This window comes from Streptomyces sp. BK239 (genome assembly GCF_004217285.1).
In the GTDB taxonomy this organism is placed as follows: domain Bacteria; phylum Actinomycetota; class Actinomycetes; order Streptomycetales; family Streptomycetaceae; genus Streptomyces.
This window is the reverse complement of record NZ_SHKS01000006.1, coordinates 286,938-302,270: the sequence shown is the minus strand read 5'-3', so window position 1 is coordinate 302,270 and position 15,333 is coordinate 286,938. Positions and strand designations below refer to the sequence as shown.

Here is a 15,333-nt window from a genome sequence, read left to right as displayed (position 1 = left end):
GGTCAGAGCAGGCCGAGGTCGTCCAGTTCCTTGTGGAGGTCCGCGCGGGGGTGGTCGGCGGGCGTCGGTGACACGGAGCGGCCCTTCGGGCTACGGGCGGCAGCGGTCGCGAGTGCCGGGGCGGTCTCGGGGCGGGTGCCGCGGTCGCGGTCTCGGAAGAGCCAGGCTCCCGCGAGACCGCCGACCAGACCGCCCAGGTGGCCGAGCCAGCTCACGCCGGGGGTGCCGGGGACGGCCGTGGTGAGCAGGTAGGCGAAGGAGGCCGCCATGACCAGGCCGATCAGGGTGTCGATCAGGTGCCGGTCGAAGAGCCCGCGGACGACGACGTAGGCGAAATACCCGTAGACCAGGCCGCTCGCGCCGACCGTCACCGCGTCGCCCTGCTCCAGGAGCCACACCGCCGTGCCGCTGGTGAGGGCGACCAGCAGGCTGAGCCCGAGGAAGCGGGCGACGCCGCGGTACGCGGCGAGGAAGCCGAAGACGAACAGCGGGCCGGAGTTGCTCTCGATGTGGGCCCAACTCCAGTGCAGGAACGGCGCGGACAGCACGTGGGGCAGCGATCCGACGTCGCCGGACGAGACGCCGTAGTCACGGGCGAGTCCGTAATCCTGTGCGGCGTTGGCCAGTTGGACCAGCCAGACGACCGCCAGGAACGCGAACACCGTGAAGAAGGCCTTGCGCGCCTCCGCGATCAGCTGTTCCGGACTGACCGGTGTCCCTTCCGTCCTGCTCATCCCGCTTCCCCTCCCTGGCGGACCCCGTCCCCCTCTCCTCGCACTCTACGGAGTGCGGCGGCTCCTCGGGATCCCGCCCGGGTCAGCGTCAGGGTCACCACGACCGACGCGAGCGCCAACGCCGTCATCGCCGTTTCCGGCGAGGTGAGTTGGGCCGAGGCGCCGGCGAGGGCGGCGCTCACGCCCTGGAGGGTGAGCATCCCGGCGGAGTGCAGGCCGAGGGCTTGGCCGGCGAGTTCGGGCGGGGTGAGGGCCATCAGTCGTTCCTGCTGGACGAGGCTCGCGCCGAAGCCGACGGAGGCCACGGCGACGGCGACCGCGGCCACGGGCAGCGGCGGACGCAGGACGAAGACCGCGTACGGGGCGGCCAGGAGCAGCAGGAGCGGGGTGGCGAGGCGGCCGCGCACCGCGGGCGGGAGGAGGCGTCCGACGGCGAGGTCTCCGGCCAGCATGCCCAGCGCCCCGCACGCGAACAGCGTGCCCGCGGCATCGGGGTCGTACGACACGAAGAGGGCTTCGCAGCCGACGATCAGGCCGTTGGGCAGCCACAGGCCGAGGTAGAGCAGCCGGCGTGGACGGGAGGACCACAGGAGGGCGTTGGTGCGCCAGGTCCGCGCGATCGAGGGGCGGCCCACGGCACGGGGTGCGCGGACGGTCAGCCCGACGCGGGCGACGAGCGCGGCGCTCGCGTGGAGGAGGACGGCGAGGAGGAGGACGGGCCGCGGGGAGAGGACGGCGACGAGGACGCCGCCGGTCGCGTACCCGGTGATCTGCAGCAGCCCGTGCGTCATGTTGAAGACGGACCGCGCGGTGAGGTAGCCGCCCTCGGGGGCGATCTCGTTGAGCAGGCCCCAGCGCACCCCGCCGCCGAGCGCCGCGACCAGCCCCTGCGCGAGGACGGCGACGAAGACGGCCCCGATCGGCAGCCCGGGCAGGGCGAGTACGGCCGTGATGACGGCGAAGGCCAGGGAGAGGCCGGCCAGGACACGTCTCGGGGGGATGCGGTCGGCCGCGGAGAGGAGGAGCGTCGCGCCGAGGACCTGGGCGAGGGACGGCCCGAACATGCTCACCGCCGAGAGGAACGGGGAGCCGGTGGCGCGGTGGACGAGGGTGCCCAGGGCGAGTCCCGCGATCGTCTGGGCGGCGGTGTGGGCGGCTGAGGACAGGAGGAGGGGGGTGAACTCCGGGGTCCGGAAGAGGGGTCGGTATCCGGTCTCGCTGAGCGTCATGCGGGGAGTCTCGGGCGGGGCAGGAGGGGGTGGTTATTGTTTCGCCGGGGTGCGAAACGTTGGGGAGCGGTGGGGAGTCGGGCTTGGCTGGGCCTGGGCGTGGGAGGGGCGTGAGCCCTGGCTCCGAGCGGGACCGTTGTGCCGTGTGGCAGAGGTGAGGGGTGGGGCGGGTGGGGTGGTGGCAGGTGAACGCCGACACGCTCGCCGGGAGTCGGTTTCTGATCTCGCCGCTCGCCGAGACCTTCGCGAGTCTGAAGCTGCTGCACTCCGGGGTGGGCGCTCATCCCGGGGAGACGGCCTGGCTGCGGGCGCATCTGCCCGGTTACCGGGCGCGGCTCGCCGCCGATCCGGTCACGGCGCGGCTGGTGCGGGCGGGGCTCGGGCGGCACTGGCTCGCCGACTTCCTGACGCCCACCCCGAGGGACGGGGAGAGCTTCGAGGACGGCCTCGGGCGGGTGCGGTCGGCGCGGGCGGCGGACGCCCGTGCGCATCTGCGGGTGTCCCTCGCGGGGCCGCTGCCGGACGTCCTGGAGCGGGACGACCTGCCCGAGCGGGCGGCGGCGCTGCTGGAGTACGTGTGGGAGGCGGCCGTACTGCCCTACTGGGAGCGGCGGCGCAGAGTCCTCGAAGCGGATGTCGCGGTGCGGACGGCGCAGGTCAGTCGGGGCGGGTGGGCCTCGGTGCTGGATTCGTTGCGGCCGGGGACGCGGTGGCTCGGGGAGAGCCGGTTGCAGGTGAACCTGCATGAGTACCCCCCTCGGGAGATCTCCGGCGCGGAGCTGCTGTTCGTGCCGGTGACTCCGCGCGCGGGGTGGGTGTCGTGGGAGGAGGCGGAGAGGCGGGGAGGGGCTGGGGAGCGGGGAGGGTGGGGGCGGTATGCCGTCGTCTATCCCTGCGTGGGGGCTCTCGCCGGGGACGGCGGCGGCGCAGCGGCGACGCCTGCGCTCAGCGCGCTGCTGGGGGCTGGGCGGGCGGTGGTCCTGATGCTGCTCGGGGAGGGGGCGCTGACCACGACGCAGCTGGTCGCGCTGACCGGGCAGGGGTTGGGGTCGGTGGGCCGGCACCTGCGGGTGCTGCTGGACGCGGGGCTGGTGGAGCGGCGGAGGGTGGGACGGTCGGTGCTGTACTCCCGTACGGGGGTGGGGGATGCGGTGGTGGAGGCGGGGGGTTAGTTGCTACGCGGGGGTGTTGTGCAGGTCGGCTGCCGCCCGGGGTGTGTTGTGCGGGTCGGCTGCCGCCCGGGATGTGTTGTGCGGGTCGGCCGGGACTGGGGGTGGGCCGCGCAGCCCGGCGCTGCCGGGGTGCCGCCGCGCCCACCCGTGCCGCCCCAGCGGCACGACTGCCCGCGGTTGGACGGACGGGCGGGCCGCGCGGCTGGGCGGACGGGCGAGCCCGCGGGGTTGGGCGGACGTGCGGACCCCGGCTGAGCGGGCGCGCGGCTTGCGCGGCCAGGGCGGGACGCTGGGCGGACACCGGGTGCGGCAGCGCCGCGTAGGGGCGCGGGGAACTGCGCGAGCAGCCACGACGGCGCAGCACCGAACCCCCGACGCATCGCGGCCACCCCACCCGGCCCAAGCCGCACGGCTGGACACCGGGTGCGGCAGCGCCGCGTAGGGGCGCGGGGAACTGCGCGACCCGCCACGACGGCGCAGCACCGAACCGACAACGCATCGAGGCTCGGCGCAGACGCGTGCACGGTGCTTTCCAGGCACCGCGCCCAGGTGAGGGGCGGGCTGAGGCAGCGGAGCGTTTAGCATCGCGGGCATGACTACTGATGCTGTTGGTTCGCCCCTCGACGTGGAGATCGGTGCGCTCAAGGGAGGCGGCGCTGAGCTCTCGCGGTATGCCGGGCAGGTCGTGCTGGTGGTGAACGTCGCGTCCAAGTGCGGCCTGACCCCGCAGTACACGGGGCTGGAGCGGCTCCAGGAGCGGTACGCCGGGCAGGGCTTCACCGTGCTCGGGGTGCCGTGCAACCAGTTCCTCGGGCAGGAGCCGGGCTCCGCCGAGGAGATCGCCGAGTTCTGCTCCGCCACGTACGGCGTGACCTTCCCGCTGACCGAGAAGGTCGAGGTGAACGGGGACGGCCGGCACCCCCTCTACGAGCGGCTCGTCGACTTCCCCGACGCCGAGGGCCACTCCGGCGACATCCGCTGGAACTTCGAGAAGTTCCTCATCGGGCGGGACGGCACGGTCGTGGCCCGTTTCTCGCCGCAGACCGAGCCGGAGTCCGCCGAGGTCGTCGCCGCTGTCGAGAAGCACCTGGGCTGAGGCTCCCCGAGGGATCCCCGAGTGCGCCAGGGCGCAAGCCGAGCCCCCTCGGCAAGGACGGCGAGCTCGTCGAGAGGGCTTGGCCGGTCGCGGCGCGGGGCGAGGAGTTCAGGACCTGTCCTCCCCCTGAGCCGTGACCGGAGACTACGCCTTGACCGAGGCGACGAAGACGTTCCACGCGGTGGCGGGGAAGTCCAGCACGGGCCCGTTCTCGACCTTGGAGTCCCGCACGGCCATGGCCGCGACGACCGGCGACTTGACCTCGACGCACGCGCCGTTGCCGGTGGAGTAGGAGGACTTGGTCCACGTGTCCGTGGCACCCTGACGAATTGCCATTTTTTTGCTCCGGATTGCCGGTGTGATGAGTTGCTGTGTCGCCGCCCCGGGCAGGAACGCGAGCCCAGGAACGGTTTCCGCCAACGGCGTTGCCCGATGGCGTGATCGACGCTACTCGCCGACATCGACGTACGAAGCGACTATTCACTCGACCGGATGGCATATTCCAGATGAGTCTTCCATCCCGGTCGGGTGGGGTGTACTCTGCGGCACCTTCCCCACCCGACGGCCTCTCAGCGGCCGCCGACGGCTCTACTGGGCGTACTCCTTGGCGATCCGCGAGATGAACTGCCGGGACTGCTCGACGTTCAGCGCCTGCGCCCGCAGATGCTCGTACATCACGCTGTACTTCTGGACGTCGTTCGGCTTCTCCAGGTACAGATCGCTGGTGACGCCCTCGATGTAGACGACGCTGGAGTCGGACGCGTCGGGGAACTCCAGGATCGCGTACTGGCCGTTCAGGCCCGGGTGCGCGCCCATGTCGAAGGGGATCACCTGCACGGTGACGTGCGGCAGTTGGGACTGCTCGACGAGATACTCCAGCTGATCCCGCATCAGGGACCTGCCGCCCACGACTCGACGCAGCGCCGCCTCGTCCATCACCGTCCACAGCCGCAGCGGGTTCTCCTCGGCGCTGATGCGTTCCTGACGGCGCATCCGCACCTGCACCCGCTTGTCGATCTCGGCCGGCGCGGTCTCCGGCAGCGCGCCGGCGATCAGCGTCTCGGCGTACTGACGGGTCTGCAGCAGGCCGGGCACCACCTGCGGGTCGTACACGCGCAGGCTCGCCGCGTCGGTCTCCAGGCCGATGTAGACGCTGTAGGGGACATCCCCGAAGGCGTGCCACCAGCCCTGCTGACGGGAGTCCTTGGCCATCTCCATCAGCGAGTCGACCATCCGCTGGTCCTCGACCTCGTACACCCCGCACAGATCGCGGACGTCACGCTGGCTGATGCTGCGCCGGCCGTTCTCCAGACGGCTGATCTTCGACTGCGACACGAGCAGGCGGTCGGCGACCTGTTCCGCCGTCATGCCCTTGTCCTCGCGGAGTTTGCGCAACTCCTGGCCCAGCCGGCGCCGCCGGACGGTGGGATTGACATTCGACGCCACGGGACGTGCACCTCCGGCTGCATGCCTGTATCTGACACTTTGCGTATCTGCTGTTGAGCAGACTGCCACCAAGGTGCTTTCCACCGCTGGAAAACTGTGGATATGCGATCGCCTGCCCCGGACATGCGTCCGCGCGGGACGGCGACACCGAAGGCGTCCCTGAGGGACGTACGGCGTCACCGCCCCGCGCGGGCCGCGGCGGCTCCCGAACGGGTCTTACGGGTCGTACACATCGCAACAGGTACTACGGGTCTCACGGGGGTGAAGGGGATCCCCGTCAGCCGTCCCTCAACGGTGCTCAGTGGGCCACGACACGTGCCATGGCGCTTCGATGAGGCTGCGCCGGAACGCCACGGGCGGGCTCCGGGGCCGTCCTCACTCCCGGTCCGGCCTGACGGCCGGCCTGGGCCGGGCTCCGGCGCGGCTGGGCCGCCGCGCCGTTCTGAACGTCCATCACGGCGTGCGCCACGAGGCCGCCCATGGGGTCGTGCCTGATCAGGTCCCGCAGCCGGGAACGGGACGAGCGTCCCTCGTTGCCCGGGTACAGGTGCTTGCCGAGCCCGACCGCGTGCGCCAGCGCGGCGAGCGCCGCGGTCCGCGGGTCCGGCGGCACGCCGGTGCGGATCGCGGAGTCCAGCCGGGCCCTGATCTCCCGGCTGATCGCCGTGTCGGTCGCCTGGTAGCGAGTCGTCGGCAGCACTCCGCACATCTGGCCCGCCACGGCATGCACCATGCCGCACCGCTCCAGATGCGAGAGGTAGGTCTGACGGAGCCCCAGCCGGGGTCCGCCGATCCAGTGGACGGCCCGTACGGGAGCGCCGCGCCTTCGCAGCAACTCCAACGCGCAGTCCAGAGTCGGATCTCCAGTCGGCCGTGGGGACACCACGGCGATACGATCCCCGTCTGGGGCTATCCGTCCGGCCAGCGCCAGCTCCACTAGCTGCGCTCCGGCCAGACCAAGGTCGAGCGACTGCGGCTGCGCAGTGGTACCCGTGGTCGGGTCCAATGCCAGCAGCAGAAGCTCCTCCGGAAGTGTTCTGCGGCTCCTGCCCATCCATGCCTCCCCGCGTGGATGAATGACAGGGTGACCCCTCTCACATTCATCTGTCGAGGGTGCGTGACCGGTTCGTAGTGGAACCAGTAGGTATGTCGTTCTCGTCTACCGCAGGAGCCAAGGTCACTACCCAGGACACTGGTAGATGGTTCGGACAGCGCGTACGGCACTGTCACGGGCGGCGGTTCACGGTTCGGCAGGCGCGCGCGGTGGGCGTGCGGCACATGAGGAGGCATCGGTGGCGGGCGAGTCCCCCGACAAGTCGAAGTCGAAGCAGCGCGAGTCGTCGGCAGAACCGACGTCGGGGAGCGCCGGCGCGGTTCCCGAGGCTCGGGATCCCAGGGTCGCGGCGGCACGTGACGGCGAGGCGTCGAGTTCGTCGAGTGCGGCACGCGGGGGTGTGGACACGGCGACAAGGGTGTTCTCCGTCCGCGAGCTGAAGACCGACGAGGACCGGCAGGAAGAACCGGGCGAGCCCGAGGAGAGCGCTGAGGAGGCCTCAGAGGCCGCCGAGGGCTCCACGGAGAAGGCCGGCGCCTCCGACGGCGCTTCCGGCGGCTCGGGGAGCGGCGACGAGCGTCTGCGGGCCGCGGTGGCCCAGTGGGTGTCCTCCGCGGACGAGAAGACGGCCGGGAAGGCCCCGGAGAGCACGAAGGACGCAAAGGACGCAAAGGAAGCGGACGGGACCGAGGAGTCGTCCGAGGCCGAGAAGGAGTCCGAGAAGGACTCCGAGGCGAAGCCCGCCGCCAAGTCCGCGCCCAAGTGGGCCGCGAAGGACGACGCGAAGACCGAGGACGAGACGGACGACGCGAAGGCTGAGGACGAGGCTCCCGAGGGCGGCGAGACCTCCGAGGACGACGAGCCCGAAGCCGGCAAGGCCGACGACGCCCCCGAGAACGACACGGACGCCGAGGACGCCAAGTCCCCCGAGGCCGCCGAAGACGACGAGGACGCCGACACCGACGCCCCCGTCGACCAGCCCACCGCCATCTTCAAGATGCCGTCCGCCAAGCCCGCCGTGGACCAGCCCACCACGATGCTGAAGCTCGGCGGCGACGCCACCGAGCCCGCGTCCGGGGCGAAGAAGGACGCGAAGAAGCCGGCCACCGACAAGCCGAAGGCCGACGCCGACAAGCCGAAGGCCGCCGACGGCGAGGCGGAGCCCGACCCCACCCCCGCCCCCGAGCGCACCAGCAAGTTCGTCGCGCTCAAGCCCCTCGACGACCCCTCCACCCGCAAGCCGCCGACCGCCGCCCCGGCCGAGCCCAAGCCCGCCCCGGCCGAGCCCGACGCCAAGACGACCGCCAAGCCTGAGGCCAAGCCGGCCGCCAAGCCGTCCCCGCAGCCGACCACCGAGCCCTCGAAGCCGGCCGCCGACGCCACCGCCGTCGTGCCGCAGATCGGCCCCGAGCGCACCACCCAGCAGCCGCTGCCGCCCAAGCCGCCGCTGGACCTGCTGGCCGAGCTGACCAACACCCCGCCGCCCCCGCCCACCCCGCTGCGCACGCTGGGCCGCCGGGTCAAGATCTGGACGCCGCTGTTCGTGCTGCTGGTGATCGTGTTCGCGATCGCGCAGGCCGTACGGCCGCTCCCGGCGCCCGCGCTGGCTCTCACCGCGAAGGAGACGTACACCTTCGAGGGCGGCAAGCTCACGCTGCCGTGGCCCGGGGAGGGCCAGGGCTCGATGGACGTCACCGGCATCGGCACCATGAGCGGCTTCGGCGACCAGAAGCCCGTGGCCATCGGCTCGGTGGCGAAGGCGATGACGGCGTACGTCGTGCTCAAGGACCACACGCTGAAGTCGGGCGAGGAGGGGCCGGCCATCACCGTCGACCCCACCGCCGAGAAGGAGGGCGGCTACGACGTCAGCGGCGGCGAGTCCACCCTCAACACCGTCAAGGCGGGCGACAAGCTCACCCTGCGTCAGGCCCTGTCGGCCGTGATGATCCCCTCGGCAAACAACATCGCCCGGCTGCTGGCCCGTTGGGACGCGGGCAACGAGGCGGCCTTCATCGCCAAGATGAACGCCACCGCCAAGCGGCTGGGGATGACGAACACGACGTACACCGACGCTTCGGGGCTGAAGGAGACCACCGTCTCCACCGCCGCGGACCAGGTGAAGCTCGGCAACGAGCTGGTGAAGATCCCCTCCCTGGTGGAGATCACCAAGCTGCCGAAGTGGTTCGACCCGACCGGCAAGGAGTGGCGCAACTACAACACGCTCGTGCCGTTCAACAACGCCATCGGCCTGAAGACCGGCTCCACCAGCAAGGCCGGCGGCAACCTGCTGTTCGCCGCGACCAAGGAGGCCGGCGGCAAGACCGTCACCCTGGTGGGCGCGGTCCTCGGCCAGCACACCGCGCCGATCATCGACACGGTCAACGCGGTCAGCAAGACCGCGCTGCTCGCCGCCCAGGACGCGATGACCTCGGCGAAGATCCTCAAGAAGGGCGACGTCGTCGGGTACGTGGACGACAAGATGGGGCACCACACGCCCGTCGTGGCGACCGAGGACGTCTCGGCGGTCGGCTGGGCCGGACTGACGGTGAAGCTGTCGTTCGCCCCCGGTGAGGTTCCGCACACGGCGAAGGCGGGCACCCAGGTGGGCACGCTCACCGTCGGCGACGGGGTCAGCGGGGCCGTCAAGGTTCCGGTCGCGCTCAAGTCGGAGCTGGCCGAGCCGGGCTTCCTGGACAAGCTGACCCGCGTCAGCTGAGCCCCGCCCCGCTCACAGCACCCTCACGCACCCCGCCGGGCAGCCGCCCGGCGGGGTGCGTGCTAGCGTCCCGAACCGGGACAGGTCGGCGGTCGTGGCGACGCGGCCGTGCAGCGGACGCGAACGCGACGCGGCCGAGGACGGGAAGACGGGACACGGGGAGTGCCTTCAGGTGGCCACTGCGGAGCCGAGACGCGCCGACGACACACGGGTGCGCCTGCCCGCGCCGCAGGCGGGCGACCACGACCGTGACACCCGCCCGGCCCCCGCTGCCCCAGACTCCTCAGACACCCCCGACGACGACCTCGCCTCCGGTGACCCCGTGAAACCCGACGCCGAGCCTGCCGGCCCGCGGAACACCACCGCCGCCCCGCAGGAGACCGCCCCGCAGGAGACCGCCCCCGAGCCCACCGCTGCTCCGGGCGGCGTCGCCGAGCGGGCGCGCGCGTGGTGCCGGCGGCATCTCGTGCTGTCCGTGACCCTGCTGTCCGGCCTCCTCCACGTCATCTGGTTCTTCACGTTCGCGAACAGCGGCGGGGACCTGGCGGCGCAGGACGCGTGGGCCGAGTTCGTCGGCCGGCACCCCGACTCCGCGTACAACCTCGCCTGGTACGGCGGGATGCACCCGGTGTCGTACAGCGTGGTGTCGCCGTATCTGATGTCCGTGCTCGGCGTCCGTACGACGATGATGATCGCCGGGACGATCTCGGCGGGGCTGCTGACGCTGATCCTGCTGCGCTGCCGGCCGGTACGGGACCCCCTGCCGCCGGCGCTGGCGGGCGTGTTCGGGCTGCTGTGCAACGCGATCTCGGGGCGGGTCACCTTCGGGCTCGGCACCATGTTCGCGCTCGGCGCGGTCGCCGTCGTGTTCTGCTGGCCGCACCGCTGGCGCTACAAGCGGTGGGCGAAGGCGCTGGCCGCCGCGCCCCTGGCCGCGCTCGCCACGATGGGCTCGCCGGTGGCGGGCCTGTTCGTGGGGCTGGTCGCCGTCGCGATGTTCCTGCAGAAGCGGCGGCCGGGCGCGTGGGCGCTGGGCCTCGCCCCGGCGGTGGTCGTGGCGCTGTCCGCGTGGCTGTTCCCGTTCTCCGGCACCCAGCCGATGCTGTTCGGCTCGACCGTGCTGCCGATCCTGTTCTCGGTGGTGGTCTACATCGCCGTCCCGCAGGACTGGACGACCGTGCGGATCACGGCGGCGGTGTACGGGACCGCGGTGCTCATGGTGTGGATCGTGAGCTCGCAGATCGGCTCGAACATCACGCGGCTGCCGATGCTGTTCGCGGGTGTGGTGCTGATGGCGGCGCTGCCGTTCGCGGCCCCGAAGACCCGCAAGTGGTACGCGATCGTGCTGACCACGGCCGTGTTCGTCGGCTTCGTCGGCTTCAAGACGGTCGACGACATCATCCACACGACGCCGAGGGCGTCCTGGGCGCGTGAGCTGGCGCCGCTGGTCAACGAACTCCAGGAGGTCGGCGCCGAGCGGGGCCGGGTGGAGGTCGTGCCGGCCCGCTCGCACCGGGAGGCGTCCGCGCTCGCGCCGTACGTGAACCTGGCCCGCGGCTGGAACCGCCAGGCCGACATGAAGCGCAACCCCCTCTTCTACGACGACACCCTCAACTCCGCGAACTACCACCAGTGGCTCCAGCGGTGGGCCGTGCACTTCGTGGTCCTGCCGAAGGACGAGCCCGACGGCGACGGCGGGCAGCGGGAGCGGGCGCTGCTGCAGCGCGGGCTGCCGTTCCTGGAGCAGATCTGGGGCGACGCCAACTGGCAGCTGTTCCGGGTGAAGGACCCCGCGTCCCTCGCGGAGCCGAACGCCGTCGTGCAGCGGGCGGCACAGGGCGAGCTGACGGTCGACGTGCGGAAGGCCGGGCGGGTGCTGATCAAGATCCCGTACTCGCCGTGGCTGAGCATCGTCGACTCGGAGGGCGAGAAGCTGGAGCCGCCGCAGGAGACCCAGGCGTCCAAGGACCGCTCCGAGGGCGAGGCCAAGACGTACGACAACCTCAACGGGTGCCTCTTCGAGACCGAGGAGGACAGGGAGGGCGACAAGTGGACGATGCTGGTCGCTCCACGGGCGGGGACGTATCGCCTTGCCGCGCCGTACGAGCTGCCCCGGGGGACGCCTTGCCCGGACGAGATGCGGTGAGGTTCCTGTCCCGGTGACCGCCGGCCGGAGTGGGCGTCGCCGCCCTGGGCCGGTCAGCGCAGGTCCGCCACGTAGGCGTCCGTGCCCGGGACTGTCGGGATGAACGGCGCCAGCAGTTCCAGCCGTCCGAGGCCCGACTCCCCCACCGCCGTCTCCAGGTCGGCGAAGTGGGCGTCCCAGCAGTCCCTGGGGTCGCTCTGCAGGAACCACAGCAGGGTCAGCCGGGTGCCGACGCCCTCGACCTGCTTGACGTAGGTCATGCGGTCGCCGGGGAGGGGGGTCGGGCGGAAGACGGTCACCATCGCCGTCGGTGAGCCGGCGAGACGCCGGGGGAGCAGGCGGGTGCGCAGCCAGTCCAGGAGGGCGGGGCGCTGCTCGGGGGTGTCGGCGTCGACGACCTGGAGGACCAGTCCGGCGTAGGGGTGGTCGAGGGCGTGGAAGTCGCGGGGGCCGGCCGCGCCGTCGCGGTAGACGGTCGTCTCGTGGTCCTGGAACGCGGTGAAGACGTGGGTGCGGTCGCGGTAGACGCGGGCGTCCCGGTTGAGGCGCTTGTTGATGGCGACCGTCCAGCGCATGTGGTCGTCGTAGCGGCCGTCGGTGATCCAGTAGGTGGAGAGGTAGCAGCCGGCGGTGACGGGCTGGGCGATCGCCGACTTCTCGGGGGCGCGCAGGAGCTGGAGGTCGCGGGTGGCGACCCAGCGGCGGCCCGCGTACATCCAGGGCATGGCCATCGCGCCGGCGTAGTAGTGGTCGTCCTCGTACCAGCGGTTGTAGGCGTACTCATGGCCGGGGTGGGGTTCGACCATGGTGATCAGGGCGTGGCCGGGGTGGACCCCGTAGGGGCCGACGGCGGCCAGTTCGGCGTAGGTCTCGCTGCGGGTCTCCTCGCTCATGGCGTCGCCTTCCGTCCTCTTCCGTCCTCCTGCGGTCGCCCCTACTCTGACGCCCCGTCAGATGATGCGCCAGGGCGCGTTTCGAAAGTAGCGTCGTCCGCCCGTAGGGCGGGCCCGGCGGCGGCGATGGGGGCCCCTCCCGCGCGAGTTCGGTTCGAGCGTGGGGGAGCGTGCGATCGCAAGGCGGAGGGTCGCGCCGATACTGGATGTATCGGGGTGATCCGACAACGCGGCGAGCGTGCGTGCCAGACGCCGCCGGGCAGGCGGGACTTTCGAAACGCCCCCAGACCCGGGAGGTCCCGATGCCCCTGCTCACCGGCAAGACCGTCGTCGTCTCGGGAGTCGGCGCCGGGCTCGGTCACCAGGTCGCCGCCGCGGTCGTACGGGACGGCGGCGCCGCGGTGCTGGGGGCGCGGACGGAGGCGAACCTCGCCAAGAGCGCGGCGGAGATCGACCCGGACGGGACGCACACCGCGTACCGGGCGACGGACGTCACCGACGAGGAGCAGTGCGCGGCGCTGGCGGGGCTCGCGGTGGAGCGGTTCGGCGGGATCGACGCCGTGGTGCACGTGGCGGCCTGGGACTCCTGCTTCGGCGGGCTGGAGGACGCGGACTTCGCGACCTGGCAGTCGGTCATCGACGTGAACCTGCTGGGGTCGCTGCGGATGACGCGGGCCTGCCTCGGCGGGCTGCGGGCGCGGGGCGGTTCGGTGGTGTTCATCGGGACGCAGTCGGCGGTGGCCGCGCCCTCGCAGGTGCGCCAGGCGGCGTACGCGGCGTCGAAGGGGGCGCTGACCAGCGCGATGTACTCGCTGGCGCGGGAGCTCGGGCCGTCCCGGATCCGGGTCAACACCGTGCTGCCGGGCTGGATGTGGGGGCCGCCGGTGCGGGCGTACGTGCAGTTCACGGCGGCGACGGAGGGGGTGGCCGAGGAGGTGGTGCTCGGGCGGCTGGCGGAGCGGATGGCGCTGCCGGAGCTGGCCACGGACGCGGATGTGGCGGACGCGGCGGTGTTCCTGGCGTCGGACCGGGCTCGGGCGATCACCGGGCAGTCGCTGCTGGTCAACGCGGGGGAGCTGATGCGGTGAGCGCGGGGGTGGGCCTTGCGGAGGAGTGCCGGTGAGCCCTCACCGCATGTTCATGTGAGTGAACGCCGGACACCATGACGAATACCTTTACCTCCCTTTGACCCTACGGTTACTTGTCGTGTTCACGTGACAGCGCCCACGATGAGCGCCGGGCTGATCCCTGGGAGGGCGCACATGAACGGTCTCGACTGGGCCGTGCTCATCGGCTACTTCGGCGTGATGGTCGCCATCGGCGTCTGGTCCCACAAACGCGTGGACGACGTCAGCGACTTCTTCACCGCGGGCGGCAGGATGCCGTGGTGGCTGTCGGGCATCTCGCACCACATGTCGGGCTACAGCGCGGTCATGTTCACCGGGTACGCCGGGATCGCCTACACCTACGGCGTCACCTCCTTCGTCACCTGGTCCTTCCCCATCGCGCTCGGCATCGCCATCGGGTCCAAGCTCTTCGCGCCCCGCATCAACCGGCTGCGCTCGCGTCTCCATGTCGCTTCCCCGCTGGAGTACCTGAAGAACCGCTACGACCTGAAGACGCAGCAGGCGCTCGCCTGGTCCGGGATGCTGCTGAAGATCGTGGACGTGGGCGCCAAGTGGGCCGCCATCGCGACCCTGTTGTCCGTCTTCACCGGCATCTCCCTCAACCAGGGCATCCTGATCACCGGCGGCATCACGGCCGTGTACTGCACCATCGGCGGGCTGTGGGCGGACGCGCTCACCGAGTTGGGGCAGTTCGTCATCCAACTGCTCGCGGGTGTGGCGATGTTCGTCGCGGTCCTGGCTGAACTCGACGACAAGGGCCTCGGGCCGGTCAGCGCGTGGGACGAGCCGGCCATGAAGGGCCACGCAGAGCCGCTGGTCGGCGACTACGGCGTGGTCTTCCTGCTGGCGTTCCTCTTCATCAAGCTCTTCGAGTACAACGGCGGCATGCTCAACCAGGCCCAGCGGTACATGGCCACCGCCACCCCCCGGGAGGCCGCCCGCTCGGCGCGACTGTCGGCCGTGCTGTGGCTGGTGTGGCCGCTGGTGCTGTTCTTCCCCATGTGGATGTCACCCCTGCTGGTGAAGTCGCAGAAGCCGAACGGCTCCGACTCCTACGCCCTGATGACCGAACAGCTCCTCCCCCACGGCCTGTTGGGCCTCGTCATCGTCGGCTTCTTCTCCCACACGATGGCCATGTGCTCCTCCGACGCCAACGCCATCGCCGCCGTCTTCACCCGGGACTGCGCGCCGGTGGTGTGGCGCAGGGCGCGCACCTGGAGCGACGGGCAGGGCCTGCGGGTGGCGCGGATCGCCACGGTCGTCTTCCTCGGGCTGTCCATGGCGGCCGCGACCCAGGTCAACTCGCCCACGTTCAAGGACATCATCACCGTGGTGATCAAGTGGGTGGCCGGGCTGATGGGTCCGATGGCGATCCCGATGATGCTCGGCCTGCTGCGCCCGTTCCGCCGCTCCGGCCCGACGGCGGCCCTGACGAGCTGGTCGATGGGCCTGCTCGCCTTCTGGCTGGTCAACTACCCGATCAACTGGAACGTCGAGGGCGGCGTGCCCCTCCAGTACCAGGTCTCGGTGCCGCTGGCGGTCTCCCTGGTCCTCTACATCCTGATCGGCTACCTGAAGCCGGAGGACACCCCGGAACGCCTGGCGATCATCGACCGAGTCAACGGCGACGGGGGCGACACGGGCGCTGCGGCGGAGTCCGGGACGGCGGCCCGCACCTCCAGCCCGTCCGGGGCTTGAGGACGAGACCCGCCGACCCCGA

The 15,333-nt window shown here is 71.6% G+C and carries 12 protein-coding genes; 6 read left to right on the top strand and 6 right to left on the bottom strand.

Going from position 1 to position 15,333, the window contains the following annotated elements:
* Window positions 1–2 precede the first annotated feature (2 nt).
* Both EV567_RS20620 and EV567_RS20615 read right to left on the bottom strand, forming a co-directional pair.
* Window positions 3–734: a rhomboid family intramembrane serine protease gene (locus EV567_RS20620; protein WP_130442216.1), complete on the bottom strand. Its 732-nt coding sequence runs from the start codon at window positions 732–734 to the stop codon at window positions 3–5.
* Window positions 731–1,963 carry an MFS transporter gene (locus EV567_RS20615; protein ID WP_242620926.1) on the bottom strand — a complete coding sequence of 411 codons (1,233 nt, stop codon included), beginning with the start codon at window positions 1,961–1,963 and terminating at the stop codon, window positions 731–733. Before EV567_RS20615 ends, EV567_RS20620 begins: the two co-directional genes overlap by 4 nt.
* A 170-nt stretch (window positions 1,964–2,133) precedes the next feature.
* Between EV567_RS20615 and EV567_RS20610 the strand changes: the two genes are divergently transcribed.
* A complete protein-coding gene (locus EV567_RS20610; RefSeq protein ID WP_130442214.1) occupies window positions 2,134–3,135 on the top strand; it encodes a helix-turn-helix transcriptional regulator in 1,002 nt (333 codons plus the stop codon).
* Window positions 3,136–3,727: 592 nt separating this feature from the next.
* Entirely contained in the window at window positions 3,728–4,231 is a 504-nt protein-coding gene (locus EV567_RS20600) for a glutathione peroxidase (protein WP_130442210.1), read from the top strand.
* Between the two features lie 144 nt (window positions 4,232–4,375).
* Here the strand turns inward: EV567_RS20600 and EV567_RS20595 are convergent, their stop codons facing one another.
* From EV567_RS20595 to EV567_RS20585, 3 genes are all read right to left on the bottom strand, one after another.
* Window positions 4,376–4,567 (bottom strand): DUF397 domain-containing protein, encoded by a 192-nt coding sequence (locus tag EV567_RS20595; protein ID WP_130442208.1) that lies wholly within the window; start codon window positions 4,565–4,567, stop codon window positions 4,376–4,378.
* 252 nt (window positions 4,568–4,819) lie between these two features.
* Window positions 4,820–5,677 carry a helix-turn-helix transcriptional regulator gene (locus EV567_RS20590; protein ID WP_130442206.1) on the bottom strand — a complete coding sequence of 286 codons (858 nt, stop codon included), beginning with the start codon at window positions 5,675–5,677 and terminating at the stop codon, window positions 4,820–4,822.
* Between the two features lie 298 nt (window positions 5,678–5,975).
* Window positions 5,976–6,731 (bottom strand): GPP34 family phosphoprotein, encoded by a 756-nt coding sequence (locus EV567_RS20585; protein WP_130442204.1) that lies wholly within the window; start codon window positions 6,729–6,731, stop codon window positions 5,976–5,978.
* Between the two features lie 238 nt (window positions 6,732–6,969).
* On the opposite strand from EV567_RS20585, the gene EV567_RS20580 reads away from it, so the two are divergent.
* Both EV567_RS20580 and EV567_RS20575 read left to right on the top strand, forming a co-directional pair.
* Window positions 6,970–9,447 carry a serine hydrolase gene (locus tag EV567_RS20580; RefSeq protein WP_242620925.1) on the top strand — a complete coding sequence of 826 codons (2,478 nt, stop codon included), beginning with the start codon at window positions 6,970–6,972 and terminating at the stop codon, window positions 9,445–9,447.
* Between the two features lie 172 nt (window positions 9,448–9,619).
* Window positions 9,620–11,593, top strand: a complete 1,974-nt coding sequence (locus EV567_RS20575; protein WP_130442200.1) for an MFS transporter — start codon at window positions 9,620–9,622, stop codon at window positions 11,591–11,593.
* A 53-nt stretch (window positions 11,594–11,646) separates the two neighbouring features.
* On the opposite strand, the gene EV567_RS20570 is transcribed toward EV567_RS20575, so the two are convergent.
* Entirely contained in the window at window positions 11,647–12,486 is an 840-nt protein-coding gene (locus tag EV567_RS20570) for a hypothetical protein (protein WP_130442198.1), read from the bottom strand.
* A gap of 302 nt (window positions 12,487–12,788) precedes the next feature.
* Here EV567_RS20570 and EV567_RS20565 point away from each other — a divergent pair, with 302 nt between their 5' ends.
* Window positions 12,789–13,574 carry an SDR family oxidoreductase gene (locus EV567_RS20565; protein WP_130442196.1) on the top strand — a complete coding sequence of 262 codons (786 nt, stop codon included), beginning with the start codon at window positions 12,789–12,791 and terminating at the stop codon, window positions 13,572–13,574.
* Window positions 13,575–13,748: 174 nt separating this feature from the next.
* Window positions 13,749–15,311: a sodium:solute symporter family protein gene (locus EV567_RS20560; RefSeq protein WP_130442194.1), complete on the top strand. Its 1,563-nt coding sequence runs from the start codon at window positions 13,749–13,751 to the stop codon at window positions 15,309–15,311.
* The last annotated feature ends 22 nt before the right edge of the window (window positions 15,312–15,333 follow it).